The 26,747-nt window shown below is 70.3% G+C and carries 17 protein-coding genes and 3 tRNA genes; 12 read left to right on the top strand and 8 right to left on the bottom strand.

Translation table 11 applies throughout. From position 1 onward, the window contains the following. Positions 1-44: 44 nt before the first annotated feature. Positions 45-404, bottom strand: coding sequence for a metallopeptidase family protein (locus EDD28_RS08885; RefSeq protein ID WP_123739282.1), 360 nt, complete (start codon positions 402-404; stop codon positions 45-47). 114 nt (positions 405-518) lie between these two features. Here EDD28_RS08885 and EDD28_RS08880 point away from each other — a divergent pair. The 3 genes from EDD28_RS08880 (at position 519) to EDD28_RS08870 (ending at position 847) form a co-directional block, all read left to right on the top strand. Then, positions 519-591 (top strand) — tRNA-Glu (locus EDD28_RS08880). Positions 592-642: 51 nt separating this feature from the next. Beyond that, positions 643-716: transfer RNA gene (locus tag EDD28_RS08875), tRNA-Asp, on the top strand. Positions 717-771: 55 nt separating this feature from the next. Further along, positions 772-847 (top strand) — tRNA-Phe (locus EDD28_RS08870). 506 nt (positions 848-1,353) lie between these two features. Here EDD28_RS08870 and EDD28_RS08865 read toward each other — a convergent pair. Next, positions 1,354-5,004 carry a DUF5979 domain-containing protein gene (locus EDD28_RS08865; RefSeq protein WP_123739281.1) on the bottom strand — a complete coding sequence of 1,217 codons (3,651 nt, stop codon included), beginning with the start codon at positions 5,002-5,004 and terminating at the stop codon, positions 1,354-1,356. Between the two features lie 351 nt (positions 5,005-5,355). On the opposite strand from EDD28_RS08865, the gene EDD28_RS08860 reads away from it, so the two are divergent. The 6 genes from EDD28_RS08860 (at position 5,356) to EDD28_RS08835 (ending at position 13,539) form a co-directional block, all read left to right on the top strand. After that, a complete protein-coding gene (locus EDD28_RS08860) occupies positions 5,356-7,353 on the top strand; it encodes an RCC1 domain-containing protein (RefSeq protein WP_170169412.1) in 1,998 nt (665 codons plus the stop codon). Between the two features lie 982 nt (positions 7,354-8,335). Further along, a complete protein-coding gene (locus EDD28_RS08855; RefSeq protein ID WP_170169411.1) occupies positions 8,336-8,893 on the top strand; it encodes a TasA family protein in 558 nt (185 codons plus the stop codon). A gap of 23 nt (positions 8,894-8,916) precedes the next feature. Next, positions 8,917-9,435, top strand: a complete 519-nt coding sequence (locus EDD28_RS08850; RefSeq protein WP_123739278.1) for a hypothetical protein — start codon at positions 8,917-8,919, stop codon at positions 9,433-9,435. An 83-nt stretch (positions 9,436-9,518) separates the two neighbouring features. After that, a complete protein-coding gene (locus tag EDD28_RS08845) occupies positions 9,519-10,661 on the top strand; it encodes an RCC1 domain-containing protein (RefSeq protein WP_170169410.1) in 1,143 nt (380 codons plus the stop codon). Further along, on the top strand, positions 10,655-11,308 hold the full coding sequence (locus EDD28_RS08840; RefSeq protein ID WP_123739276.1) for a signal peptidase I: 654 nt from the start codon (positions 10,655-10,657) through the stop codon (positions 11,306-11,308). The genes EDD28_RS08845 and EDD28_RS08840 overlap by 7 nt, the downstream gene beginning before the upstream one ends. A 644-nt stretch (positions 11,309-11,952) precedes the next feature. Then, complete coding sequence (locus tag EDD28_RS08835; RefSeq protein WP_148059581.1) at positions 11,953-13,539, top strand: hypothetical protein; 1,587 nt, start codon at positions 11,953-11,955, stop codon at positions 13,537-13,539. A gap of 261 nt (positions 13,540-13,800) precedes the next feature. On the opposite strand, the gene EDD28_RS08830 is transcribed toward EDD28_RS08835, so the two are convergent. Continuing rightward, on the bottom strand, positions 13,801-14,784 hold the full coding sequence (locus EDD28_RS08830; protein ID WP_123739274.1) for an acetylxylan esterase: 984 nt from the start codon (positions 14,782-14,784) through the stop codon (positions 13,801-13,803). 166 nt (positions 14,785-14,950) lie between these two features. Between EDD28_RS08830 and EDD28_RS08825 the strand changes: the two genes are divergently transcribed. Both EDD28_RS08825 and EDD28_RS08820 read left to right on the top strand, forming a co-directional pair. After that, entirely contained in the window at positions 14,951-15,838 is an 888-nt protein-coding gene (locus tag EDD28_RS08825) for a glycoside hydrolase family 43 protein (RefSeq protein ID WP_123739273.1), read from the top strand. Between the two features lie 87 nt (positions 15,839-15,925). After that, on the top strand, positions 15,926-18,082 hold the full coding sequence (locus tag EDD28_RS08820) for an alpha-galactosidase (RefSeq protein ID WP_123739272.1): 2,157 nt from the start codon (positions 15,926-15,928) through the stop codon (positions 18,080-18,082). A gap of 34 nt (positions 18,083-18,116) precedes the next feature. Here the strand turns inward: EDD28_RS08820 and EDD28_RS08815 are convergent, their stop codons facing one another. The 5 genes from EDD28_RS08815 to EDD28_RS08795 form a co-directional block, all read right to left on the bottom strand. Then, a complete protein-coding gene (locus EDD28_RS08815) occupies positions 18,117-19,157 on the bottom strand; it encodes a LacI family DNA-binding transcriptional regulator (protein WP_123739271.1) in 1,041 nt (346 codons plus the stop codon). After that, the gene (locus tag EDD28_RS08810; RefSeq protein ID WP_123740018.1) at positions 19,154-20,056 is read right to left on the bottom strand and encodes a carbohydrate ABC transporter permease; all 903 of its coding nucleotides are present in this window, start codon (positions 20,054-20,056) and stop codon (positions 19,154-19,156) included. The genes EDD28_RS08815 and EDD28_RS08810 overlap by 4 nt, the downstream gene beginning before the upstream one ends. After that, positions 20,053-20,907, bottom strand: a complete 855-nt coding sequence (locus EDD28_RS08805; RefSeq protein WP_123739270.1) for a carbohydrate ABC transporter permease — start codon at positions 20,905-20,907, stop codon at positions 20,053-20,055. The genes EDD28_RS08810 and EDD28_RS08805 overlap by 4 nt, the downstream gene beginning before the upstream one ends. Positions 20,908-21,138: 231 nt before the next feature. After that, entirely contained in the window at positions 21,139-22,518 is a 1,380-nt protein-coding gene (locus EDD28_RS08800; protein WP_123739269.1) for an extracellular solute-binding protein, read from the bottom strand. 351 nt (positions 22,519-22,869) lie between these two features. Then, positions 22,870-23,904: a LacI family DNA-binding transcriptional regulator gene (locus EDD28_RS08795; RefSeq protein ID WP_148059580.1), complete on the bottom strand. Its 1,035-nt coding sequence runs from the start codon at positions 23,902-23,904 to the stop codon at positions 22,870-22,872. A 230-nt stretch (positions 23,905-24,134) separates the two neighbouring features. Here EDD28_RS08795 and EDD28_RS08790 point away from each other — a divergent pair, with 230 nt between their 5' ends. Continuing rightward, positions 24,135-26,468, top strand: a complete 2,334-nt coding sequence (locus EDD28_RS08790; RefSeq protein ID WP_123739267.1) for a hypothetical protein — start codon at positions 24,135-24,137, stop codon at positions 26,466-26,468. Positions 26,469-26,747 lie beyond the last annotated feature (279 nt).

Here is a 26,747-nt window from a genome sequence, read left to right as displayed (position 1 = left end):
TGCTATCGCACGACGGCGATTCCGGCGGGCCGCACGAGGCGACGTCAGTCCCAGCCGAGCTCGTGCAGGCGCGCGTCGTCGATCCCGAAGTGGTGGGCGATCTCGTGCACGACGGTGACGGCCACCTCCTCCGCGACGTCCTCGGCGGTCTCGCAGATCGCCAGCGTCGGGAGGCGGAAGATCGTGATCCGGTCCGGGAGGGAGCCGGCGGCCCACCAGCCGTCGCGCTCCGTCAGGGGGACGCCCTCGTAGAGACCGAGGAGGTGGCGCTCCTCGCCGTCGGGCGGCTCGTCGGCCACGAGGACGACGACGTTGTCCATGAGCGCGGTCAGCTCGGGCGGCACGAGGTCGAGGCCGTCGGCGACGCAGCCCTCGAAGTCCTCCTCGCTCATGGTGACCGGCATGGGGCCATTCTCCCCCGCCCTGCCGCACCGGACGCTCAGTTTGTGTTGCGGCCCGTTCGTCACGTATGCTTCCGGAGGTCTTGGGGCGCTGCGGCGTCACGGGCGCTCAACAGGGCCCCCATCGTCTAGCGGCCTAGGACCCCGCCCTTTCACGGCGGTAGCACGGGTTCGAATCCCGTTGGGGGTACGGGTTCGTGCAGTGAAGGCAGTACACGCAGTAACGGTCTCGCACCGTCGAGGCCCCGTAGCGCAGTTGGTTAGCGCGCCGCCCTGTCACGGCGGAGGTCGCGGGTTCAAGTCCCGTCGGGGTCGCTCGAACACCGGCCGGTGGTCATCTCCTGGAGAAGGCCCCGGCCAGTTGTTTCGAGGCTCTGTAGCTCAGTTGGTAGAGCGCACGACTGAAAATCGTGAGGTCACGGGATCGACGCCCGTCGGAGCCACCACGTCGATCGACGCAGAACGAAGCCCCGCCCGATGGCCGACCCGGCCCCGGAGCGGGGCTTCGTCGTTCCAGCACGAAGGAGCGCTGGAGTCGTGGAGCGACGTTGAGGTTGCCCCCGCGCGCCACCGCCGCCGGCGCCACGCACAACGCCCCCTAGCCCGTCGAAGAGGCTTCCGATCGGGGCCTCGAAGAAGTCTGCGAGAGCTGCGACTTCACGCGCCTTCCGGGGCGACGTGCCGTTGAGCTTCCGAAAGACGACAAGCCTGCGACGCGCAGCCTGCTGGACATCCTCGCCGTCCTCTCCTGCGCTGGCAGTCCCGTCGGCGGCCCCGGCGCGCCCCAGCACGCGAGTCGGAGCCATCGCCCCTGACTCCCCTGGTGATGGCCCAGGCGAACCCCGTCCGGGCTACTCCCTTCGTTGAAGGCGGTCGGGAACCGGTTAGTCGTGCCCGCCCGTGACCGAACGGTGTTCGGAGGCGGGGTGGCTCGAAGGTCGAACGGGCACGCTCACAGGCCGAAGCGTCGCCTCGACGCCACCGCGAGAGAACCTGCGACGACGAGCGATCCCCCGAGCAGCCAGATTGCAGGCTGAGACCCTCCGGTGACCGCCAGGCCGTCGTCGGGAGCTCGCGAGCCACCCTCGATCGGCCAGCTCTGACCCGGGCTGGGGACGGCCGAGGGGGTCCCCTCCGTCTCCGGCGCTTCGGGTGTCTCGGGTCCGGGTGTCCCGGGGCCCGGCGTCCCGGGGCCCGCATAGGTGTTCGTCAGAGTGATCTCGATCGGCTCGGCGGGCGTCGTGCGGTCGATCGTGACGACGGACCCCGGCGCGAAGGTTGCCTCCTGCCAGGACCAGCCGTCCTCGGGGAAGTCGCCGGAGCGCTCGGAAAGGTGCTCGCTGAGCTCGCACACGGTGCCCGTGTCGAATGCTGGGCCTCGGGTAGGCGGGGCGTGCGGAGCGACGGTGAGCGTTCCTGTCCCCCACGGCGCGATCACCTCATCGAGGCGATCCGGGTCGAGCCCGACGGCTGGGGTGCCGTTGATGGTGCAGGTGTAGTCGACGGTGAAGGTCAGGTCGGCGGGCAGGCTCGCCCCGGGGGGACCCTCGATCCGCTTGGTGACGGCGAAGACTCCGCGATCGGGCCCCTCCGTCGTGGCGAACACGTTGGTCAGCAGTACCCCGACGGGCTCCGAGACTCCCGAGGTCAGCTCGATCGGCATGGTGCGGTTGAACACGGCGTCGGTCCACTCGAAGTCCGAGTCACGGTCACCGAAGTCACCCGGTCGGTGCTCGAGCTCCTCGGTCAGCGTGCAGACGGTCCCCGGAACGAACCAGGGACCCTGGGCGGTGCGCCCGTCGGCGACCGTCAACGAGCCCGTGCCGTCAGGGGCGAGCAGGACGGTGCCGGAGGAGTCGGTACCCGAGCTGGGCCCGTCGTCGACCTGGCAGTCGAAGCCGACCTCGAACGGTCGTTGCGGGTCGACGATCCCGGCCTCGGGGCCGTTCGTGGCCTTGGTCACCTCGAACGTCACCCGTGGGGGTGCCGGGTCGGGGATGTCGACGTCGAAATAGTTGCGCAGCACGACCTCCACCAGGACGTCCTCGTCGAGCAGGTGCACGGTGCCGGAAGGCAGGAGGTGTCCCTCCCTCCAGTGATGGTCGGGGCCGATGAAGTCGTCGTAGTAGGCGACCAGGTCTTCCTGCAGGTCGCACCGCGTGCCCTGGGCGAACAGGGGGGAGGTCGTGATCTCTCCCACCCGAGCACGCAGGACGCCGGTGCCGTCGGGGGCGAGGATGTCGGTCCCGTCCGGCCCGTACCCGGGCGAGGGCGCCCCGTCCAGGGTGCAGGAGAACGTCACGGCGAAGTCACGCTCGGGGCGTGCGAACCCGGCGTCGTCGCCTCCGGGCCCGACGACCTGCTTGGTCACGGCGAACGCGGCCAGCGGGGTGTCGTTCGCCTCGTAGGTGTTGCGCAGCTCCACCTCGACGACGGTCAGCTCGTCGCCGGGCTCCGGGTCGCCGATGAGGACCGTCGAACCGGGCAGGAACTCGGGAGCCTTCCAGTGCATGTCGGTGTCGAAGTCGTCCGGCTGAGCTGTCAGGTCCTCGCTGAGGTCACAGCTGGTCCCCACGGCGAAGGCCGGGGAGGTCTGCCTCTCTCCGGCGCGGACCTCCAGCCGCCCTCGGCCGTCCGGCGCGACGATGGTGACGCCGTCCTGGGCGTCGAGACCAAGGCTCGGGGCACCGTCGAGGGTGCAGACGTAGTCCACCGGGAAGGTCCTGTCCGTGGCGATGAACCCGCCCGGGCCCTGGACCGACTTCGTGACGGCGAAGACCCCGAGGGGCTCGGGCTCGCGCACGAAGTGGTTGCGGACCGCGATCTCCGCCAGCTCCGCCTTGCCGACGACGATCCGCGACGCGGGAAGGATCTCGACCGCGGACCAGTGGTGACCGTCGTCGAAGTCGCCCGGTTCCGAGGTGAGCCGCTCGACCAGGTCGCAGACGGTGCCAACGGGGAACGAGGGAGACTCGACCCGCTGCCCCGCGCGGATCTCGAGGGTGCCAGAGGCACTACCGGGAAGGACGTCCCCATCGGGACCGAGCCCGTCGACGGGCCGCCCGGCTGAGGTGCACGCGTACTCCACGGCGAACGTGCGTTGCGTCGCCGCGAGACCCGTGTCGTCGCCGTCCGGGCCGATGACCTGCTTGGTGACGGCGAACCTGGCGCGCGAGGTGTTCGTGACGTGCACCCCCACCTGCGGCTGCCCCTCGGGTGGGACGACCACGCGCGCGTCTGGCGGATCGAAGACCGGTGGATCCCACTGGACCCCGTCAACGGGCTGGGGAGTGAACTCGGTGATCTCGCACACCGAGCCGACGGGGAGACCGTCCTGGGTCATGGTCTGCCCGGGACGAATCCTCCACCGCCCAGCAGTGACCTGTCCCGACGGGGTCGCGCAGCTCACGGCGCCCTCGAAGCTGAGCCCAGCAGGCAGCAGCGCCGCGTCGGATGCCAGGTGCTTGGTGACCGATACCTTGCCGGCCGGGTCCTCCTCCTCCGGCTCGTCCTCGCACGACGTGACGCGTGACCAGGGCCAGTGGTAGTTGTGCGTCTCGTTCCCGGTCCCGGCCAGGACGAGATCCCCGCCGAGATAGAGCCGGCCGTTGGTCGAGGCCGTGATCTCGGTGCGCTCGGCGTCCATCGCCAGGATCGAGCCGAGGATCTGACTCGTGCCGGCCAGGTCGAGCGAACGCGCATCGACGAAGTTCCACAGCGTTCGGACCGCGACCCTCGGGAACCGTTGACTGCTCGGATCGTCGGCGCGCACGCCGTCGTCGGAGACGAACACCGGGTTCATCCGGGCCCTCTCGCCCGTCACGTTGACCACCACGGCGGTCTCCTCCGGGATCCCGACCCAGCTCTCCTCGATGGTCGCCTGGCCCAGCACGGCCGCATCGATCGTGAAGACCTGCAGGACGCCGGGCTCCCCGGTTCCAGTGAACGTCAGCCTGTTCCCGCTGACCGTGACCCGGCCGTTGGGGGCCTGGGCTGCGAGCTCGACCGAGAGCTCGCGCAGCTCGCCGGGCAGCGCCGAGTACCCGCTCGTCGCGGCAGCCCCCAACCGGGAGGTCACCGTGCCACCGTTCGTCTCCACCGGCTCCAGGGAGGGCACCAGGTCACCGCCGATCCACACGTCCCCACCACCCGCGACACCGTGCCCGATCTCGATCCTGTTCCCGGGCGTCAGGGTCAGGTCGTCCTCCAGGCTCGCCCCGGTCAACACCATGACCGAGCCGGAGGTCGGGGCGACCTGGGACCCGACTCCGACCCTGCCGAGGTTGAACAGCCCCGGCGGCTGACGGTCAAAGGTCATCGCCCCCTGTACCAGGACGCGACCCTCGGCCTCCGCCGCCGACCGCCCCACCGAGAAGTCGCCCCCCGCGTACACGGCGATGCCGTTGTCCGTGTACTGCGGGGAGTCGTTGTGCAACGGCGGCCACACCCACGTCGGCGGGCAGTCGGCCTCCTCGCTCGCGGGCGTCACGGACGCCCCGACGGCCGCGTTCGCCGTGGGGAGCTCGCAGAGGGTCAGGCCCGCCCCGGCGATCAGGACGACCGCGGCAGCAGCGGACAGGCAGAGGCGCGGGGCAACAGGCACGGATTCTCCTCACGAGACACCCGCGCGCCGTGCGGGATGTCGGTTTCGTCCATCGGACGGCGACGCACGTCCGGAGTAGCCAGCCTCCACGAGAAGGCGTATCGACCGGCTATCTCCATCGGCACTGCCGCGGCCCGCTGGACATTCCACATCGACACTCGTCGGTCCGCACTCGTCCCGACGACCCAAGGTCAGGGTTTCCCCCGCGGGCCATCGCGGGTAGCCACAGGCGCGCAATTCTAGGACGCGCAGTATCGGTAACTTGACGACCGTCAGCGGGGCCAACGCGTCCCACTCGGGTTGCGAAGTAGGGGCGTGGTCGTCGTGGCGTGGTCTGGAGGATCGATGCGCATGTGGTTGCGCGGTTGGCTGGTCGCCGGAACGAGCGTGGCTCTTGCTGCGGGAGGCGCTCCCGCCGGAGCCGTCGTCACGCCGGATCACGGCCCCACGGCCGGCGGGACCGTGATCTCGCTCTCGGTCCCCGGCGGGAGGCTCGTCTCGCTGTCGGCCGGGGAAGAGCACTCGCTGGCTCTGGACGACCTCGGGCGGGTCTACTCCTGGGGGAACGGCAGCCTCGGGCAGCTCGGCAACGGTCAAGCCGACCTACAGGCGACACCGACCGCGATCGAGGCGGTGGGGGTGCTGTCCGGCAGGGGCATCACCCAGATCTCCGCCGGCGCCTACCACTCCCTGGCGCTCGATGACGAAGGCAAGGTCTACGCCTGGGGTCAGGGCGCCTCCGGGCAGCTCGGCAACGGCCAGACCGGGACCGAGCTGAGTCCGGTCGCCGTCGACGCCTCCGGGGTGCTGTCCGGCAAGACCATCACCCAGATCGCCGCCGGGCGCGAGCACTCCCTGGCGCTCGATGACGAGGGAAGGGTCTACGCCTGGGGCCGGGGCGCCTCCGGGCAGCTCGGCAACGGCCAGACCGGGACCGAGCTGAGTCCGGTCGCCGTCGACGCCTCCGGGGCGCTGTCCGGGAAGACCATCACCCAGATCGCCACCGACAGCACCATGTCGATGGCGCTCGACGACGAGGGAAGGGTCTACACCTGGGGCGACCACGAGATGCTCGGTATCGATACCGGGCAGGCCGAGAACGTGCCGATCCCGGTCGCCGTCGACACCTCCGGGGTGCTGTCCGGCAAGACCATCACCCAGATCGCCGCCGGGCGCGGCCACTCGCTCGCGCTCGATGACGAGGGCATGGTCTACGCCTGGGGCTGGGGCGGGCCGGGGCAGCTCGGCACCGGACAGGATGAGAGTCATCGGATCCCGGTCGCCGTCGACACCTCCGGGGTGCTGTCCGGCAAGACCATCACCCAGATCGCCGCCGGCACCTATCACTCCTTGGCCCTGGACGACGCGGGACGGATCTACGGCTGGGGCTGGGGCGGTTCGGGACAGCTCGGTACGGGGCAGGAGGGCGGCTATCTGAGCCCCGTCGCTGTCGACACCTCCGGGGCGATGGCGGGCGCGACCATCACGCAGATCGCCGCGGGGTCCTACCACTCGTTGGCACTGGACGAGGACGAGAGCCGTGCCTACGCCTGGGGTGCCGGGCGGTACGGACGCCTTGGTGACGGACAGGTGCAGAGCCACCCCAGCCCGGTCGCGGTGAACCTGCCCTCGCCAATGCTGATGCAGGTGTTCTTCGGCGACGTGGAGGCGGCGTCCGTGACACCAGTTGCCCCTGGAGCCCTTCAGGTGACGTCGCCCCCTCATCCATCCGGCCTCGTGGACATCCGAGTCCTTGGCAACGGCGCCGAGCTGATCTCCTTCCCCGACGGGTTCGCCTTCGGAACCTCTCCCGCCGTCACACTCCACCCTGCCGACGCCACCGGCGACACCGCCGCGGTCGTGATCCTCACCGCTGCAGCGAACGCTGACGAGGCCCCTGCCGCCTCCTGGCAGCGACTGGAGGACGGCCACTGGGTCACCGTCCTCGACGACGTCTCGGCGACGACGGAGAACCTGACGACGACCACGACTCTCACCACGACCATCCCCGACGCGGACAGCGCGGCAACCTATCGAGCGGTGTTCACCAATCCACTCGGCGAGGCGATCACCGCGACCGCAACCCTGTCGCAGGCCTCGGTGGTCGCTCCGGAACTCGAACCGGCGCCCGAGCCATCGCCGGGCGAGTCGGGCATGCCGGGCGAGTCGGGCGAGTCGGGCGAGTCGGGCGAGTCGGGCGAGTCGGGCGAGTCGGGCGAGGGTCAGGATCTGCCCACGACCGGTGCGAGTCTCCTCTACTGGCTCACGCTGGCCGCCACCGCCCTCGCACTGGGGGCCGGGCTCACCCTGGCCGCGAAGCGCCAGCGAACGGGTACCGAGGCCGACTAGGTCAGCCGACACCGCCACAAGCGGGAGGTTCTGGTGCTGGGAACCGCTACGAGCGTCACCCGGCACCAGGACCGCTGGTCGGCGGCCCGCGATCCACATCGGCGCGGCTCGCCACGAGCCGCAAGCACACCCGTCGAGGCGTTCGCGACGACGCAGAGACGTGAGGCCTCCGGATCGCCCAGCCAGCTCGGCCCAGGCGAGACCTTCCTCTCGAGACCTAGCCGATCGCCCTTCGCTGGCCACGGGGCTCATCGACGAACCCAACAGCCGCGGCTGGTCGAACTGCGGATGCCCTCAGCCCCCGCGGTCATCCCCCGAGCCAAGCATGGCGAGCGCGGCATGAGCTCGGGCCTCCACAAAGCAGGTCTGCGCTCCACGTCCGATGAGGGCGGCACACTCCCCCGCAGGCTGCCCCCCGCAGCCACTGACGGGCCGCGCCAGACGGCAACCACGGAGGACGGTAAGCGACACGACGACCTCCTCTCCTCCGCGAGACACGAGGCTAGACGTGGATGCCCGGGCAGTCCGTCGTCGCACCCCAACCGCCGCTCGGGCGGACCACTCCGGCGCGAACCCGCCCTAGTCGGGTGTCGGACTCCCCGAGGGGCCATACCTTGAGGGTTCCCTGGGTGCCTGGTCGCGGGTAGCGGGTCACGTGTCGGTCAGCGAGGCGGCGGGGCGGCAGCATCGAAGTCGCGAGGGCGTACTGGTGTCCCCCGGCGCTTAGCCCCCTGTCAAGCGCCGCCAGTTCCCCGGCCGCGGAGTTGTCCGGATTCTCCAGCCCTTCGGCCCCCGGCTTTGAGGGAACCCGCCAGCCCGCCCTCGCATCCTGATTGGGTCTTCCGGCAATACCAGATGTCCTCTACGGTGGTTGCGATGCTGGCCGTTGCTCCGTCGGCAGGGGGCTTGTGACATGGGTTTCGTGGAGACGGCCCGGTTGTCGCCTGTGGATTCGTTCGCCCCCAATAGAGGAGTTTCTTCGATGAGTATCTCGATCTCGCCGCGTCTTCGTATTCTCGCGGCCGCTGGTGTTGTTGCGGTGATGGCAGTCGGCGGCTCGATGGCCCTGTTCTCGGATTCCGGCACGGTGCGCACGACTCTGACGGCGGGCACGCTGGACCTGAAGTTCGACGCCGACCAGGACGGTAGCCCCGATCCGTACGTGATCGTGTTCGAGGACGGCGACGTGCTCGCCCCCGGAGTCGAGGTCACTCAGGATCTCGTCGTCTACAACTCGGGTTCAGTCAACGCGGCGCTGGCGCTGGCGATCCCGGTCGTGGACAACGACGCCACTGGCGATGACCTGCTCCAGGACGAGCTCGAGCTGACGATCACCGATGCCGCGACGAGCACGGAGCTGTACTCGGGCCCCCTGACCGAGGCGGCGTTCACCGACTTCGCGATCGGCGCGAACGGCACGACTGCGACCGGGCACACACTCACGCTCGCGATCACCGTCAGCAGTGACGCCCCGGTGGAGATCGCCGGTCAGGAGATCCAGATCGACCTGCCGTTCACCGCGACGCAGACGCTGTCCTGACCGCCGGCACTACCTCCCTCAGCATGGTGAACCGGACCGATGCCGACATCGAGGCCGTCGGGGTGATCGCATCACCCTCGACGATCTCGATCGACGTCCTGCGCCCCGCAGACGTTGTCTCGAGAACGGTTGAGGTCACCAACTCCTCCGGCGTTGACGTCGTGGTGCGCTTCGATCACGTCGAGTCGGGCGAGCTGTTCGAGGTGACCCCGCCCATAGAGATCTCCTACGCATCCTCACCACAACAGGTCCGTGAGTGCGGTCAGCAGACACTGCCCGTCGTCGGCGCGGGCGAGCACGTCACGGTGACGGTGACGGCGCACCTGCCGCGCGAGACGGGAAACGAGGCACAGGGACTGAGCGGGGAGTCGCTCCTGACGTTCGCCGCGACCGAGGTCGCGGCGTGCGCAGGCGCCGCACCGGACGGTGGGCCGCCGCTGGAGACGACCGGCGCCGAGGTCGTATGGGCGATCGCCGCCGCCGCCGCGCTGGTGCTGGCGGGGAGCTGGTTGGGACGGCTCCGGTCTCGGGGTGCACGGTGAAGGGGCCGGCGGCTTCCGAGACGGGCCTGCGTCGCAGGGTCGTGAGTGCGTGCGGGGCGCTGACGGCGCTGCTCCTGTGCCTCGTGCTCTTGCCGATCGACGAGGCCTCCGCCAGGTTCACCGACGCCGGGCAGGTGCGGTCCGTGGTGGGATCGATCCCGGCCCGCCAGGTCGGCCTTGTCGACGTGGCGGCGGGCCGGGACTGGTCCCTGGGGGTCTCCGACGACGGCAAGTTGTTCACCTGGGGGAGCAACGTCCTGGGGCGACTCGGTCGCACGAATGTGTCAGTCAGCGGGATCGACCCCACTCCCGGCCTGGTGGAGTTCCCGGACGATCAGACCGTGGTCTCGGCCTCCGCCGGACTCGACACGGGAATCGCGCTGACCCGGGATGGTGGGGTCTACACCTGGGGCCGTCCCGACATCGTCGGTGGAGGTCCCACACCGCAACGCGTGGAGTTCTTCGACACGATCGACGACGACGTCGTCGGGGTGTCGACCGGTACCTTCTTCTACCTCGCCTGGACCCTGGGCGGAGACCTGTACTCCTGGGGCGATGCCAGCGGCGGACGCCTGGGCCGACCAGGCGACACGAACAGCCCGCCTGCACTCGTCACGGCCCAGGGCATCGACACTCGGTTCGTGAGCAGCGCCGATGCCGGCTTTCTCCAGGGTCTCGCCGTGGTCGAAGGCGAGGTCGTCGTCTGGGGCGGCGAGGTCGACATCTTCGGCGGCATCGACGGGGTCACGATCACCGGGCTCTCCGGCGACACCGTCACCGGCGCGAGCATCGGCACCAACCGCATCCTGTTCTGGTCGAGCTCCGGGCAGCTCTACACAGCTCCCGGTTCCGACTCCGACTCCGGCTACGTCCCGGGACTGAACGGGATCACCGGCGCTGCCGTGAGCGATCCCCTGTCAGCCGCGCCGGGCGCTCTGTCCTTCTTCGCCTGGAACGAAGCAGGGCAGCTGTACGCCTGGGGCAACAACAGCGCTGGCCAGCTCGGACTAGGCGACGTCGGCCCATCGGTCGCAGAACCGACGCTCGTCGCGCTTCCCCCGGATTCATCACCGGCGAAGGTAGCCCCCGGCATTCAGCACACCCTCTACCTCGACCAGTCAAGAAGCTACACGGGTGCTGGCGCCAACAGTCAGGGACAGCTCGGCACCGGGGAGTTCACCTACCGGAGCTCGTTCGGAACACCCACACCAGTCATGGAATGGTGATCGTGGCGCGCCGCACCGGCGCTGACCGGGGCAGACCGCGCCCGGACGAGTCAGCGGCGAACGGCAGCAGGGCCGAGCGACTACACCGAGTGGCCGGATGGCTGCTCAACGCGGCCGCGATCCTCGGAAGTCTGTGCGTGATCGGCGTGATCACGGCCCTAGTCCTCGGGGTGCGTCCCGTAGTGCTGGTCTCCGACTCCATGTCGCCTGCCATGCCCGTCGGCGCCGTCGTCATCACGGCCCCCCGCGACGGAGAAGATCTGCGCACCGGCGACGTCGTCACCGTCCCCATCCCCGGTTCCGCCACGCTCGTCACCCACCGCATCACCTCACTGGAACACCGCGGAGACCGGTGGTATGCAACCCTCAAGGGAGACGCCAACCCCTCACCCGACGCCGACGTCTACGACGTCACCACCCAGGCTCGCATCGTCATCGCGAGCGTCCCGGCCGGCGGCAGAATCCTCACCGCAGCGAGATCCCCCATCATCGTCGTCGGGTCCATCGCGCTCGTCACCCTCGCGCTCCTCCCCACCCGGACGAACCCCCGTCGCACGACACCGCCGCCAGGCACTGCGTCCACGCCCGAGGACGTGGAACCCGGCGCTACCGGCGCAGGCAGATCGGACTGGCGGGATCCCCCGTGATCGCCGACGCGAGGAGTCGGGGTCTCCCCGGCACCGCACAGACCCCTGGAGGATGGGCTCGGCGTGGATCGCGGCACCGACGAAGCGGCCGCGTAGCCTCGTCGCGCGCGGCTGGTGGCCGGCGGCATGCGGGAGCGCCCGCTGGTCCGTTATGAGCAGTTCATCTGTGAGCGGATCGATGGCGGGAGTCTCTCGCCCCAGTGCACTCAAAGACATCTGCGCAAACGCCACGTTTCCTTCGCGGTAGCTCCGAGGCAGGACGCGGCGCGCTGCCGGCGCGCCGCGTCGAGGTCGACCACGGTTGCGCAGACTGAGACTCCTGGCGTGGGACCAAGGTCCCGACCGCGCCCGCGACGCGCGCCGATCGACGCCGACACCACAGGACCGAAACGAAGAACTGAAAACCGTGGGGTCACGGGATCGACGCCCGTCGGAGCCACCACGTCGATCGACGCAGAACGCAGCCCCGCCCGATGGCCGCCCGGTGCCCCCGGAGCGGGGCTTCGTCGTTCCACGGACCGGGAACGGCCGGCCGGTAGGAGCGCGACGACGCGCCCGCGCCCCGCCCCTAGCATGGACGCGACGGCGGCTGGTGCGAGGCCAGCAGCCCACACCCCGCGGCGAGCGGCACGGAGGTACAGGACGTGAAGGCGGATCGATTCAGGCTGGCCGCCATGGTCGGGGCCGGTCTCGCGGCGACCGGGCTGGTCGCCTGCGCAGCAGGCACCGGGGGACCCACGCCGGAAGCCGGCGCTGACGTCTCGGTCGACACGGAGCAAGGCTCCACCACCACCGCGGGAACCCCGACCATCACGTCGGGCACCGACGCGGCGACCTCGGACGGACTCGCTGCACCGAGCAGGATCGACCTGTGTCGGTGGATGGACTGGGAGGCCAACGAGCTGCGGCTGTCCTTCCTGCAGGGCCCACCCGACAACTCCGCTGCCCTGCCCGTGGCCGCCTCGGACGGCTACGTCGAGGGCCACGTCAGCACCGACACGACCCGGCTGTCCTGCACGCTTCCCGTCGACGGCGTCGGCGAGTATGTCGGCCATCAGGCCACCACCGCGGCGACGGTGACGCTCGTGGCCGACCCGGACTTCGCGTTCGCCGCCGACGTCGATCCACCCCGACCGTTCGGATCCGAGGCGCTCGCGTTCGGGACCCATGCCACCGCGACCTCGGTCGAGAACGGCACCTTCACGATCGAGCTGGCGGACGACGTCTACCTCGTCCTGACCCTCCTGCTGGACGGTCGTCACAACGACAGCAACGTCCGCACCCTCGGTGAGCTTGCCGGCACCATGGCCGATGCTTGGGACGCGGGCCGCGTCCCGACGTTCCCAGCCGAACCCACCGACGCCGCCGACGTCGTCGGGATATGCCAGGCCGCGCTCGGGCAGGAGCGTCCCGACGCGGTCCTGCCCATCGACGGTCAGCCGATCCTGTCCGCAACGGGCGAGGAGAGCCGGTACGACGGTGTCAGCACCCCCCGGGTCTCCTGCGGCTACGCCAGCGAGGGAGTCTCGTCGAGCGAGGGGGCGAGCCTCGAGGTGGACCTGTCGTTGGCCCCCTCCCCCTCGGACGCCTCCCTGGCCGGCGGCCAGAGTCACGACGGCTGCGTCGCGAGCGACGGCATCCTCGTCACCTGCCAGCCGGGCTGGGTCCTGTACGCGACGGTCACGGGCCGCTGGCTGGTCCAGACGGAGCTCCGGGACCCGGAGGCCGAGGCCAACCTTCTCACTCAGGACGAGGTGGCGGACGAAGCTCTCCAGCGTGCCGTGGTCGACCTCGGGGATGCTGTCACCGGTCACGTGGGACGCATCGTCCTGACGGACGCACCGGCCCCAGGAACCGACCCGCGGGTCGTGGTCCCCGCCGTGCTGTCCGCCGCGCCGGCCGATGCCGAGTGTGGCAGCGGGATGGCCATCCGAGGCGTGCGGACCGAGCGCGTCACCGCGACGGTGTGCCAGGAGCCGGACGGGGACGCCCCGGCCTCGATCGTCGGGACCCTCGACGGCAACCCCTTCGAGGGCGCCGTCTTCGCTCCCTACCCGACCTGCGCCTTCGTGGTGGTCACGGGCGGCCCCGCTCCCTCGGTGCTCATGTGCATCTCCGACGGCACGGTCGAGATGCTCGTCGAGGGCGACAACGCGGAGTACATCGGCCGTGAATACCTTGACGAGGCCTGGCACCTGGGCGGCGAGGGCCCCGACGTCCAGGGCCCCTGACGCCTCCCCAGGGGGTCGCCCACCACCGCGCCCACCTCGGCGCCCGCCCTCGGCGGCCAGGTCGACGACAGGCGGACGACCGACGCCCCCGACGCGGGGCCGACGTCCCCTCGACTCCGCCGTCGGCCCCCGGTCGGTCTCCGGACGCCCGGATCAGGAGGCGGAGCTGGGAGTCGTGAGGCCATGGGATCGACGCCTGTCGCCCCTGGGCTCGCGGCGGCCCGGGGGCGGCGACAGGGGCACCGCACCGCCACCGGCCCGTCAGCCGCGAAGCGAGTCGGCCCGGGCGTTGAGCCAGCGGACCTGGGCCTCGTCGTGCGCCGCTCCGCCACCCTCGTGCTCGTTGAAGTCGAACCGGGCGATCTCCTTGTCCGTCCCCGCGTAGGCGTTGAACGCGGCGTAGACGGTCGACGGGGGGCAGACGGGGTCCATCATGGCGACCGAGAACAGCGCGGGTGCGGACGCTCTGGCGGCGAAGCTCACGCCGTCGATGTAGGAGAGAGTCCGGAAGACCCGGTCTGCGCTGTCGCGGTGGACCGCAAGGTAGCGCCTGACCTCTCCGTAAGGATCGGTCGACGTGATCGAGACCGCGCGGCGAAGGTGGCACAGGAAGGGAACGTCGATCACGGCGCCGACGAGGCCGTCCACCAGGCCGGCGGCAGCGAGCGCGATCCCCCCGCCCTGACTGCCGCCGGCGACCGCGACCCGGCTGCGATCGACCTGGGGCAGGTCACGGACGACGTCGACCGCGCGGACGGCGTCGGTCAGGACCCGTCGGTAGTAGTAGTCGCGCGGATCCCCGATCCCACGGGTCATGCTTCCGGGCACCGCGGGACCGGAGCCGACCGGGTCGGCGGTGTCGCCGCCGGTTCCCCACGCTGCACCCTGCCCGCGGGTGTCCATCACGAGCGTCACGTAGCCAGCGCTGGGCCAGCGCAGGTGCTCGTGCGGCCGCCCGCGGCCGGCGCCGTACCCCAGGTAGCCGACGACGGCCGGAAGGGGACCTGACGCATGGGTCGGCGTGAGCAACCACGCGTGCACGGGGTCTCCCCCGAACCCGGGGAAGACGACGTCCTCGACATCGACGGTGCGCAGCACCCCGTCGTGCCTCACGCGCTCGACCTCGCCACCGACTGCGCGGGACTCGGCGAGCGTCTCGGACCAGAAGTCGTCGAAGTCCGGCGGCTCCTCGACCTGCGGCCGATAGGTCAGGAGCTCAGGGAGAGGCATGTCGTACAGGGGCATGCCCGGACACTACTCGCTTGCTCACCCGGTTGCGCAAGTAGGTGACGCCCTTCGCGTGCTCGGCGCTCCCCCACATTGTTACCTTGAAGCACGATGTCGAAGTTGAGGATGCGCAACCGGTTGGCTATGGTCGGGCTGCACCCACCGGCAGACCTGGAGGACACCGATGTTCGTACTCTCCTACTTCACGACCGAGGAGGAGTCGCTCCACCTTGCGCTGAGCGAGGACGGCGTCGTCTTCCACCCTGTCGACGACGGGCGCGAGCTGCTGCGCGGCACCGTGAGCACGAGGGCGTTGCGCGACCCGTTCCTCCACCGGACGCCGGACGGCGTCTTCCACCTGCTGGCGACCGACGGCTGGCACTCGCCGGACATCATTCACGCCAGCTCCACCGACCTGGTCGAGTGGTCCGACCAGCACACGCTTCGCTTGATGGACGGCTCCCACGGCACGATCAACACCTGGGCGCCGGAGTGCTTCGTCGACGACGCCGGAGAGATCCGGCTGCTGTGGTCATCGGTTCTCGCCCCGGAGGGGGCCGACGACCCGGAGACGTGGGAGCAGGTGCCCCAGGAGCACCGGATCTGGACCTGTACGACGCGGGACTTCCGCACGACGACCGCGTCACACCCGTTCTTCGACCCGGGTTACTCCGTCATCGACGCCACGGTCTTCCGACTCACCGACCGGTTCCTCATGGCATTCAAGGACGAGCGCGGACCCAACGACCTCGGCGGCACCCACAAGAACATCCGCATGACGACGTTCACCTCCGCCACCGGAGAGCTCTCCGCCCCGTCGGCACCGGTGAGCCCCTCCCCGGTCGAGGGTCCCAGCATCTTCCGACGTCGGCCAGACGAGCTCGTCATGATCGTCGATCACTTCCTCGAGGGGCGCTACTCCGCGGTGTCCAGCCACGACGAGGGACTCACCTGGCAGCCGACCAGCGTCGACATCCCACGGGGCGCTCGTCACGCGAGCGTGCTGTCCGTCCCAGACGCGGCGATCCTCTCGGGGCTGCGTGAGCGCACCACGCTCGTCGGTACCGACTGAGACCGGCACCGGACACTCCCGATCCCTCGGCCCGCCGCGCCACGTCGCGCGGCCAAGGCCCCGAGCCCTCGACCGAAAGCGCCCGCCATGCCCTCCTGCCATCCCGACCTCCACCACCTGCGCCAGGCGGGGGTGTCCGTCGTCGTGGACGCCCGCGACCCATCGAGACTGCCGGCGCTGCTGCACTGGGGTGGTGACCTCGGGACCGACGTCGACCTCACCGAGCTCGCCCTGGCGACCGCTCGCGTGACCGGGAGCTCGCTCGCCGAGACGCACGACCCCGGGTTGCTCGCAGAGCCCAGCACCGGCTGGCTGGGGCAGCCGAGCCTCCTCGGCCACCGGTCGGGGCGGGCTTGGTCGCCCCGGTTCCGGACGGTCGGCATCCTCCGGGAGGAGGTCGAGGGAACGCAGCGTCTCGTCGTCGACGCCGTTGACGACCATGCTGGGCTCGGTCTCCGGACCGAGCTCGAGATGCTCGGGAGCGGGCTCCTGCGGGTCCGTCACGACCTGAGCAACGACGGGGAGGAGGACTACCAGCTCGATGCGCTGGTGGCACACCTGCCGGTGGGAGCGGAGGCGACGGACCTGCTGGACCTGACCGGGCGCCACTGTCTGGACCGGGTGCCGGTGCGAACGCCGTTCACGGTCGGAACCCATCTGCACGACACGCGCCGCGGTCGCACGGGCGCCGACGGCGCCTCGGTCATGGTGGCCGGGGAGACGGGGTTCGGGTTTGGACGCGGCGAGGTGTGGGGAGTCCATCTCGGATGGTCCGGCAACCACCGCGGCTACGCGGAGCACACCTCGACGGGAGAGCGGATCCTCGCGGCGGGAGAGCTGCTGTGGCCCGGTGAGATCGCGCTCGCTCCGGGTGCGCGCTACCGGTCCCCGTGGCTCTACGGCTCGTACGGCGACGCGGGCCTCGACTCGATGTCGTCACGGTTCCACGCCTTCGTCCGTGGCCTTCCCCACATCGCCGACCGCGACCGGCTGATCACGCTCAACAGCTGGGAAGCGCTCGGGTTCGGTCTCAACACGGCATCCCTCGTTGCCCTCGCCGAGGCTGGTGCCGAGGTCGGCGTCGAGCGGTTCGTGGTGGACGACGGCTGGTTCTCCGACCGGCGCGACGACACCAGATCGCTCGGGGACTGGTCGGTCGCCGCGGAGGTCTTCCCCGAGGGGCTCGGGGAGCTGGCCACTCGGGTGCGGGAGCTCGGGATGCAGCTCGGCATCTGGTTCGAGCCCGAGATGATCAACGAGGACTCCGCACTAGCGCGGCACCATCCGGAGTGGATCCTCCAGGTGCCGGGGCGGCTTCCCGAGCGCATCCGGCACCAGCAGGTGCTCGATCTGACGGTTCCGGCCGCATGGGACCACGTCCTCGAGACGATGTCGGCCATCATCGCCACCTACGGGATCGGCTACGTGAAGTGGGACCACAACCGGGACCTGGTCGACGCCGGGCGGTGGCCGGGCCGGGAGGCCGCCACGCACCTCCAGACCAAGGCGTGCTACGAGCTCATGGCGGAGCTGCGTCGCCGTTTCCCCCACCTGGCCCTCGAGTCGTGCGCCTCCGGCGGAGCGCGCATCGACCTCGGGATCGTCGAGCACGTCGACCGCTTCTGGACCTCGGACAACGTCGACCCTCGCGACCGTCAGACGATCCAGCGCTGGACGCAGCTGCTCATGCCTCCGGAGGTCCTCGGGGCCCACGTCGGCGCTCCGGTCGCCGGAGCCTCGCAGCGCACGCACCGACTGCGGTTCAGGGCGGGGACCGCCCTCTTCGGCGACTTCGGCGTCGAGTGGGACATCGCGCAGGCGACGCCGGCCGAGCGCACGGAGCTCGCCGAGTGGATCGCCCTGGCGAAGCGCTTCCGGCCCCTGCTCCGATCGGGCCGGGTCGTCCGCTCCGACCACCCGGACGCCGCGACCTGGGTCAACGGGGTCGTCGCCCCGGACGGCGACCAGGCGCTGTACGCCGTGGTGTCCATGGAGACCACCACGGGCTACACCCCCGGACGCATCCGTCTGCCCGGCCTGGACCGGCGGGCTCGATACCGCCTGAGCGCCGTCGAGCCCGCCGTGGCGCACAACGGCTATCTCCAGCGCCCTGCGTGGATCGAGCACGGCGGGCTGGTGCTGCCCGGCTCCACCCTGGCCACGGTCGGCGTCGAGGCCCCCGTCCTGTGGCCCGACGACATCGCGCTCGTCCTCGCCGAGCGAGTGTCCGGCGAGGCGAGCTAGCCGAGGAGAGTCGCGGCCATCCCCGTCCGCGCCGCTACAGCGCGACGTAGGGCACGCTGGGACCAGCGGGCGTCCCCGTCGAGTAGCCCGGGACGAGCTGGACCGGGCGAAGCTCGACCCCACCACCGCCCGCGGCGAGCAGCAGCTCACCGGCGCGCTCACCCAGCTCGCTCAGCAGGGGGTCGACCGAGGTGAGGAAACGGTCCTGTTCCGCGACCTTGCTCCAGTGGTCGTACCCGACGATGGCCACGTCCTCGGGGACCCGGATGCCGCGCGACATGAGAGCACCGGCGACGCCGATGGCGATGAAGTCGTTCCCGCAGAAGACGGCGTCGATCGCCGACGGGTCGAGGGTGTGCCCCGCGGTCTCACCCCACGACCGTGACCAGTCCCCGTACCGCACCGGCCCGACCAGATCGGCGCCGCCGGCCCCGAGGCCTTCACGCAGACCGCCGAGGCGCTCGGCAACGGCGCGCGAGGAGACGGCACCGGTGACGTGGGCGACTCGACGGCGCCCGAGGCCCAGCAGGTGCTGAGCCGCCAGGATCCCCGCGAGACGATCGTCCGGCAGCAGCATCGAGTCACCGGGGTCGTCGGAGAGCGCGAGGGCGTACACCACCGGGACCGAGAACGCGGGCGTCACCGACGCGCAGGACACGTCGGTCCCGTCCCCGACGACGACGATGCCGTCGACCCGCCGCGCCTGGAGCTTGCGAACGTTCCGAGGGCGCAGTCGCGGATCCCCTCCGTCGTCGTACACGATCACGGCCGTGTCGTGACGGCCGAGCGCCGAGACGACCCCGGTGATCACCGGAACGGCGAAGAGCCCTGCCGCCTTGGTCGTGAGGATGCCGACCGTGAAGCTCTTGCCGAGCGCAAAGTTCTGGGCGAGCAGGTTCGGCCGGTACTCGAGGCGTTCGGCGGCCGCGACGATCCTGCGACGCGCCTCGGCGGAGACCCGGCCGGTCCCGTTGAGCGTCTTCGAGACGGTCGAGATCGAGACACCCGCCACCGCCGCGACGTCTCGCATCGTGACGAGCCCGCGCGACGAGGAGGTCGGCGGGTCGCTCCTCATCCCTTGACCGAGCCGCTCATCGACACGCCCTTGAGGATCTGGCGCTGGAAGACGAGGAAGAGGATGACCGGGATGAGCATGCCGAGGAGCATCCCCGCCATCTGGAGACTGAGCTCGGTCGTCGCCTCCACGCGCGGCAGCGCGACGGAGATCGGCTGCATCGTCGGGTCCTGGAGGACGAGCTTGGGCCACAGGAAGTCCTTCCAGGCTCCGAGGACCGCCATGATCGAGATGACTCCGAGGATCGGCTTGGAGAAGGGGAGCACGATCTGCCAGAACACCCTCACCACGCCGGCGCCGTCGATCTGGGCCGCCTCGATGGTCTCCCTCGGGATGGCGTCGAAGAACCGTCGGACGACCAGGATGTTGAAGGCATTCGCGGCCGAGGGGAGCCACACCGCCCAGAACGTGTTGAGGAGCGAGATGTTCGTCCCCGGGACCCGGACGACGGTGAGGTACAGCGGAACCAGGGCGATGACGCTCGGCACGAAGAGCGTGGCGAGGATCGCGCCGGACAGCACGCCACCCCACCGCGGGCGCAGGATCGACAAGAGGTACGCGCTCGTCGTCGTCACGAGGAGGTTGGCCACGAGGCAGCCGAGCGCGATGATCGCGGTGTTGCCGAGGTACTTGCCGATCTCGATCCGGGTCCACGCGTCGGCCAGGTTGTGCCATTGCACACCGGAGGGGAACCAGGCCAGCGGGTCCGTGATCAGGTCCTGGGTCGTCGACAACCCGGCCATGACCAGCCAGAGGAGCGGCCCCGCCCCGACCACGACCAGACCGACGAGGATGAGGCCCTGGACACCGCGCAGGGTCCGCCGGACCCGCGGCTGCCTCAGGTCGGCGACCGAGATGATGGAGCGCTCGTCGGAGTCGCTGCGGACCTGTCGTCTCATGAGGCGCTCCACTTCCTTGTCGCGATGAGATAGATGACGGAGAGGAGGCCGAGCACGACCGCGAGCATCGCGGAGAGCGCCGTCGCCGCACCGAAGTCGCCGAAGACGAACGCGTAGTTGTAGATCTTCATGAGGAGCGTCAACGTCGCCCCGTTGGGGGCGCCGCCGGCACCTCCGAAGATGAACGGCTCGTTGAAGATCTGGAGCGTGCCGATGAGCTGGAGCAGCAGCAGGACGAGGATGATGCCCCGCATCTGCGGCAGCGTGACGTGCCACAGGCGCCGCCAGATCCCTGAACCGTCGAGCTCGGCCGCCTCGTAGAGCTCGGTCTTCACCGCCGTCAGCGCCGCGAGATAGATGATGACGGTCCCGCCGGCCGTCGCCCAGGTCACCTCGACGACGATGGCGGGCATCGCCGCCGCGTCGGAGTTGAGCCACGGGTAGGGACCGAGACCCACCACACCGAGGATCTGGTTGAAGACGCCGTCCGCCGACGGTGCGTAGAAGAACCGCCAGAGCATGGCGGCGACGACCGGCGGGACGACGACCGGCAGATAGGACAGCACGTTGAACAGACCCCTGGCCCCGCGCAGCTCCGCCATGAAGACCGCGAGGAAGAGCGGGACCGGGAACCCGACGACGAGCGCGAGAAGAGCGAACCAGGCGGTGTTGCCGACGGCCTGGCCGAGCTGGGGATCCTCGAGCACGTAGGAGAAGTTGGCCCAGCCGACCCAGCTCGGGGCATCGACCAGGTTGGTCCGCTGGAACCCCATGACGAGGCCCCGGACGATCGGCCCCCAGGAGAAGAACCCGAACACGAGGACCACCGGCGCCGCAAACGCCAGCGTCATGAGCCCGCCCCTGCGGTACCACCGCACGGCGGCGGCAGCCCTCCGGGCGGGTGGACCACCCCCGACCTCTCGCGCGTCGCCCGGTCGATGGGCGTTCGAGGGCTCGTCGGTTGACTTGCCGAGCTGAGCCCTGCTCGGTCCCGTCGCTGCGATGCGCATGTCGCTCCTGAGGTGGGTCGGCCACGGGCGGTGCGCCGCTCCCCGCCGGGGCCGGCGGGGAGCGGCCTCACCTCACCTGGCGAGCTTGGAGTTGATGGTGTCCTCGGTCTGCGTGAGCAGCTGATCGAGGTCGACGTCCTGCTTGGTCAGCACCGCCTGCAGGACCAGGTCGATCTCCGCATAGGTCTCCTGCGCCTTGGTCCGGGGTTCCGGGACGAGGACCTGGCTGTCGACAGCGGACGTGTAGCCGACCCAGTTCTCGGGGATGACGTTGACGTACGGCGCGATCCACTCCTGGAGCTGGGCGTACGCCTCCTCGCTCACCGGGGAGATCACGGGGAGCCCGACGATCGACCCGTCCTTCGCGGCGGCGGCGGCGTTGGCGACGGCCGTCTCCTCGTCGAAGTACTGCTGGAAGTTCTGGAACTCGATCCACTCGACCGCGGCCTTGAGCTCGGCGGGCGTCGCCTTCGGGTTGAAGATCTTCGCCGCCCCGCCGGTGAGCGTCCTCGACTCGTCCGTCGCCTGGGGGAGCGCCGTGAACCCGAAGTCCTCCGGGGCCATCTGGTAGTTGAGGATCAGCCCGGGATAGTCGAACGGCAGGTTGAGCAGCATCCCGATCTTGCCGGCGCCGAAGTCCTGGATCGCTGGCTGCGCGCTGTAGACGAAAGTCGACCCCATCGAGTCGTCCTCCCAGCGCATCTGGCGAAGGACCTCGAGGTAGCCCGCCATCTCCGGGGTGTTGATGGTCGCGGCGGTGCCGTCGGCGTTCTGGAGCTCTCCCCCGAAGCTCGCGACCGCCGCGGCCGTCATCCAGCCACCGAAGTTGTCCGCCGTGTAGGTCGCGTAGCCGGCGGCCCCCGTCGCGTCGGAGATCGCCGCAGCCGCCTCGCGAACCTGCTCCCAGGTGGTCGGCGGGGCGTCCGGGTCGAGACCCGCGTCCTCGAAGAGCTGACGGTTGTAGGCGAGACCGACCGAGTAGACGTCGACGGGGACGCCGAAGACCCGGCCATCGGCGTCCGTGACGACATCGAGGACCGCCGGGTTGAGCTTCTCGCCGAGACCGGTCTCCTGGAGCACGTCGGTGATGTCGGCGATCTGTCCGGCCGCGATGAGCGACTGGGGCTCGGTGAAGGCGACGTTCATCACCGTCGGCATGGTGCCGCCGGCGAGCATCGCCTGAAAGGTCTGGGCCTCCCACTTCGTCTCGACGGACTCGATCGTCACGTCGGGGTGCTCGTCCTCGAACTGGGCGATGAGCGAGTCCAGCAGGGCGACGGCCTCTTTCTGGTCCGGGCTGGGCCGGTCACCGACCACGATCGTGACCTTCTCCGTGCCCGCGTCGGAGCCGGTCGCCCCGTTCCCCCCGGGGGTGGTCGACCCCGAGCAGGCGGCTAGTGCGAGCGCGAGCGCCGCGAGGGTGGCGACGCCAGCTGGCCGTGTGAGATTCATGCGACTCCTCCTCCCTGCCGACGACAGCGTCCGCAGGATGATCGACAGGTTGCGCAAACGCTCGACCCGCCGAGACTTCTTCTAGTGGCGGGGCCATGATCTACCGGTTGCGCATCGGTTGTCAAACGGTTGCTCAAACGGCGCGGGTTGACTGCGTGCCGCGACGTCCTGTCCGCGATCACGTCGGGCATCGTCGATGGTGTCGCTGCCGGACCACCGGCACGGGACCACCCGGGCCGGTGACGGACGACGGGTGGTCACTGGCGCCCAGGCGGGCGGCAGGCGCGCGCGGACGGACGGACGATCCCGCTCGACCGTCGACCGGTGGCGCGATCACGCGGGTCGGTACGCCTAGATGGGGTAGAAGCGCTCGTCCCGGTCCGCGAGAGCGCCGCTGGACACACCGGGGACCAGGGTCACCTCGGTCGTCTCCACTCCGGCCCGAGGCTCGCCCGTCGCCGCCTCGACCAGACGACCCGCGGCCCGCTGCCCCAGCAGGTCGAGCTGAGGATCGATCGTGGTGAGGAAGGTGTCGAGCAGGCCGAACTTCGCCCAGTTGTCGTACCCGATGACCGCGACGTCGTCCGGGACCCGGATGCCGCGGCGGACAAGGCTCGGCACGAGACCGAGAGCGATGAAGTCGTTCCCGCAGAAGACCGCGTCGATCGTTGCGGGGTCCAGCAGCTCCCCCGCCGCTGTCCCCCACGCTCGCGTCCAGTCGCCGTGCTGGACGGGAGCCGCGAGCTCGAGCCCGTGCTCCTCCAGCCGGCCGACGAACCCCTCGGTGCGCTCCCTGACCGCCCGAGACGAGGCGTTCGCCGTCACGTGAGCGATCCGGGTTCGCCCCATGGCGAGGAGATGCTCGGCCGCGAGCACACCGGCCGCGCGGTCGTCGGGCAGCAGCATCTGGTCCCGCGGATCCTCCGAGACGGCGAAGGCATAGACGACGGGAACCTGCAGGGCGTGGGCGACGCTGTGGAACGAGTGGTCCGTCCCGTCACCGACGACGATCACCCCGTCGACGTGGCGGGCACGCAGCCTCCGCAGGTTCTCGGGCCGCGAGGCGGGGTTGGACTGGTCGTCGTAGACGACCACCGCGATGTCGTGCTGGGACAGCGTCTGCATGATGCCGGTGATCACCGGGGTCGCGAAGGTGCCGGCCGCCTTGTGCGTGAGGATCCCGACGGTCAACGACCGTCCCGTCGCGAAGGACTGGGCCAGCGCGTTCGGATGGAAGTCGAGACGATCGGCCGCCTCCAGGATCCGACGGCGGGTCCCCTCCGCCATTCGCCCCGACCCCTTGAGCGCGCGCGACACGGTGGACACGGAGACCCCGGCAACCGCGGCCACGTCCCGCATGGTCACCTGCTGCTCCACTCGTCCCACCTCTCATCGTTCGGCGTGTCCTGAGAGTAGCCGGAGATCGTCGGCGAGGCAGCGCGGTCGCCCTCCGGCGCCGGGGTCGGCCTGCGCGAACGGTCGTTCAGATCCTCGCTCGGTAGCCTCACGACGCGAGCCCAGCCCTTGACAGTCTTCGCGGAGACTGAGACGCTTGCCGTGACCAACCGGTTGCGCATGACGCGACGAGCTCTAGCAATGACGCATGAGGAGAACTGATGAGACGCACCCTTCGAGGCGCAGCACTCGCGACGCTCGGCCCGGCCGTCCTGGCGGCCGCCATCGCCGGCGGACCACCGAGCCACGCGGCTCCGACCCCGTTCGTCGAGACCGCGCCCGTGCCTGCGGGCGCCCCGGCGGCCACGCTGTTCGCGGCGACCGTCGAAGGGGAACCGGTCGGCCTGTACGCCGACAGCAACGGCTGGGGCGCGGAGGTCGCGTTCGGCCAGTTCGACTTCACCGACACGGTGACGGTCGAGGTCGAGGTCGGGTTCGACTTCCAGGACGTCAGGATCGCCCCCTCCTCGCTCGGCCTCTCGGCCGAGCGCAGCGGTCGGACGGTGACCTTCGAGCTGTCCGGACCGACCAACGTCTCGCTGGTCTTCGACGGCAACCACCAGGGACCGACCCTGCACCTCTTCGGCAACGCGCCGGTCGAGGTGCCCGATCGGGACGACCCAGCGGTGATCTGGGTCGAGCCCGGCTTCTACGACGCCGACGACGACGCCGACCAGATCGTGGTCGGCTCCGGGCAGACGCTCTATCTCTCGCCGGGTGCCTACATCAACGGGCGCGTGGTGATCGACGACGTCGAGGACGTGCACGTGACGGGGCGCGGCGTCGTCGCTCTCGACCACATGCCGGCCGACCATCCGATGATCCCGCTGACCGTGGTCGAGAGCACCAACGTCCTCGTGGACGGGATCATCGTGTCGCGCATGGGCACGGGGTGGTCGAGCACGGTCGACGGTTCATCCGACGTGGAGTTCCGCAACTACAAGGTCGTCAGCCCGCAGTACGCGTCGACCGACGCCCTCGGCCTCATCAACGTGCAGGACATCCGCATCGCCGACTCGTTCCTGCGCTCCGCCGACGACAACATCCCCATCAAGGGGATCGTCCACCCCGGCTACGACCCCGCCCAGGAGCCAGCCCGCGGCACCGCCAACACCGACATCACCATCACCCGGTCCCAGTTCTGGTCCGACGCGAACAACGTCATCACCCTCGGGGCCGAGACCCAGGCGTCCAGCTACGAGCGGATCCACTTCTACGACAACGACGTCCTGTACAGCTACGACGACAGGGACAACCACGGCCAGCTCTCGGAGCGCGCCGTGATGTCGATCGCCTCGTTGAACTCCACCTACTTCCGCGACATCACCTTCGAGAACATCCGCGTGGAGCAGGCCGAACGCCTCATCGCCCTGTCCTTCCAGCCCTCGTTCTGGTTCGGCACGCTCCTGGGCAACCTCACGTGGCCGGGGCACATCTCCGGGATCACCTTCCGCGACATCACCGTCGAGGGCAGCACCGGCAGCAGTGAGATCCGCATGGAGGGATGGGACGAGGGTCGCCGGATCGACGACGTCACCCTCGAGCGAGTGGCGATCGACGGCGTCCAGGTCTGCTCGCCCGACGACCCGCACCTGCGGCTGAACTCCCTCGTCAGCAACGTCCACCTGGTGTGCTCGGCGGGGACCACCACCGTCAACGGGCCGGTCAACGTCCCGCCGCACGAGGACTACGACCCCGACCGATACGAGGCAGCACGGGCCTTCGGGCCGATCCAGGGGCTGCGCGGATGGCACTTCCTCACCGTCGTCCCCGGGGCTGACCCTGTGGAGATGACCTGGAACACCGAGCTCGGTCGGTGGCGGGGACCTCACGACTGGGACGCTGTCTGGGCCGACCCGAGCCGCCTCTATCTGCACCCGGACGGGAACGAGGTCTGGGTCCGGTGGACCGCACCGCGCGACGGCCGGGTCGAGATCACCGGAACCGCTGCGAAGTTCGCGACGCACGAGGGCGACGGTGTGCGCCTGGCCCTCTGGCACGGCACCACGCGCCTGTGGCCGGCGGACTCCGACTGGCACACGCTCGCCTTCGACGACACGACCGGGGTATCGGTCAGCGAGGTGACCTCCGTCTCGGCCGGCGACACGATCACGTTCCGGCTCGACCAGAACGTGACGACAGCGGCCGACTCGACCGTCTGGAACCCGACGGTCGAGTACCTGCCGACGGAACCGACCCCGGAGCCCACGCCCGAGCCCACGCCGGATCCCACGACGGAGCCGACGCCCGATCCCACGACGGAGCCGACCCCGGAGCCGACCTCCGAGCCCACCTCGCGGACCTCAGCCGGGTCCGCGACCTCGGCGCCGACCGCATCGGGCCAAGGAGCGCACCGCGCGGGCGACCTCGCGAGCACGGGGATCGGCGGAGGCCTCGCCTGGGCCACGGCGGCCACGGTCGCTGCCGGCGTCGGAGCGCTGCTCCTGCGTCGCCGGTCGCTCACCATGACCGATCGGGGTGCTTCGGACCGGTAGCAGGCCGAGGGGCCGAGCCGGCCGCCGTGGCGCGGCCGAAGCGTTCGGCCGTCGCCAGCAGGTCGCCGAGCGGTCTCACGTGCGCTCCCGTCCACCACCCGACGCTCCGGGTGGTGGACGGGAGCGGGCGACCCGGTAAGCACGGGCGGAACGGTCACGAGACGTCGCACCGATCGGCAGCCGGCACGACGGACCCTCCCTCGTCGATCACCGACCGAGCACGGCGCCAGCGCGGCGGAGCCGCCTCGCGGCGTCGGCGTCGCCCCCGACACCTAGGCT

This window comes from Salana multivorans, assembly GCF_003751805.1.
Classification (GTDB): domain Bacteria; phylum Actinomycetota; class Actinomycetes; order Actinomycetales; family Beutenbergiaceae; genus Salana; species Salana multivorans.
This window is presented reverse-complemented; position numbering and strand designations above follow the sequence as displayed.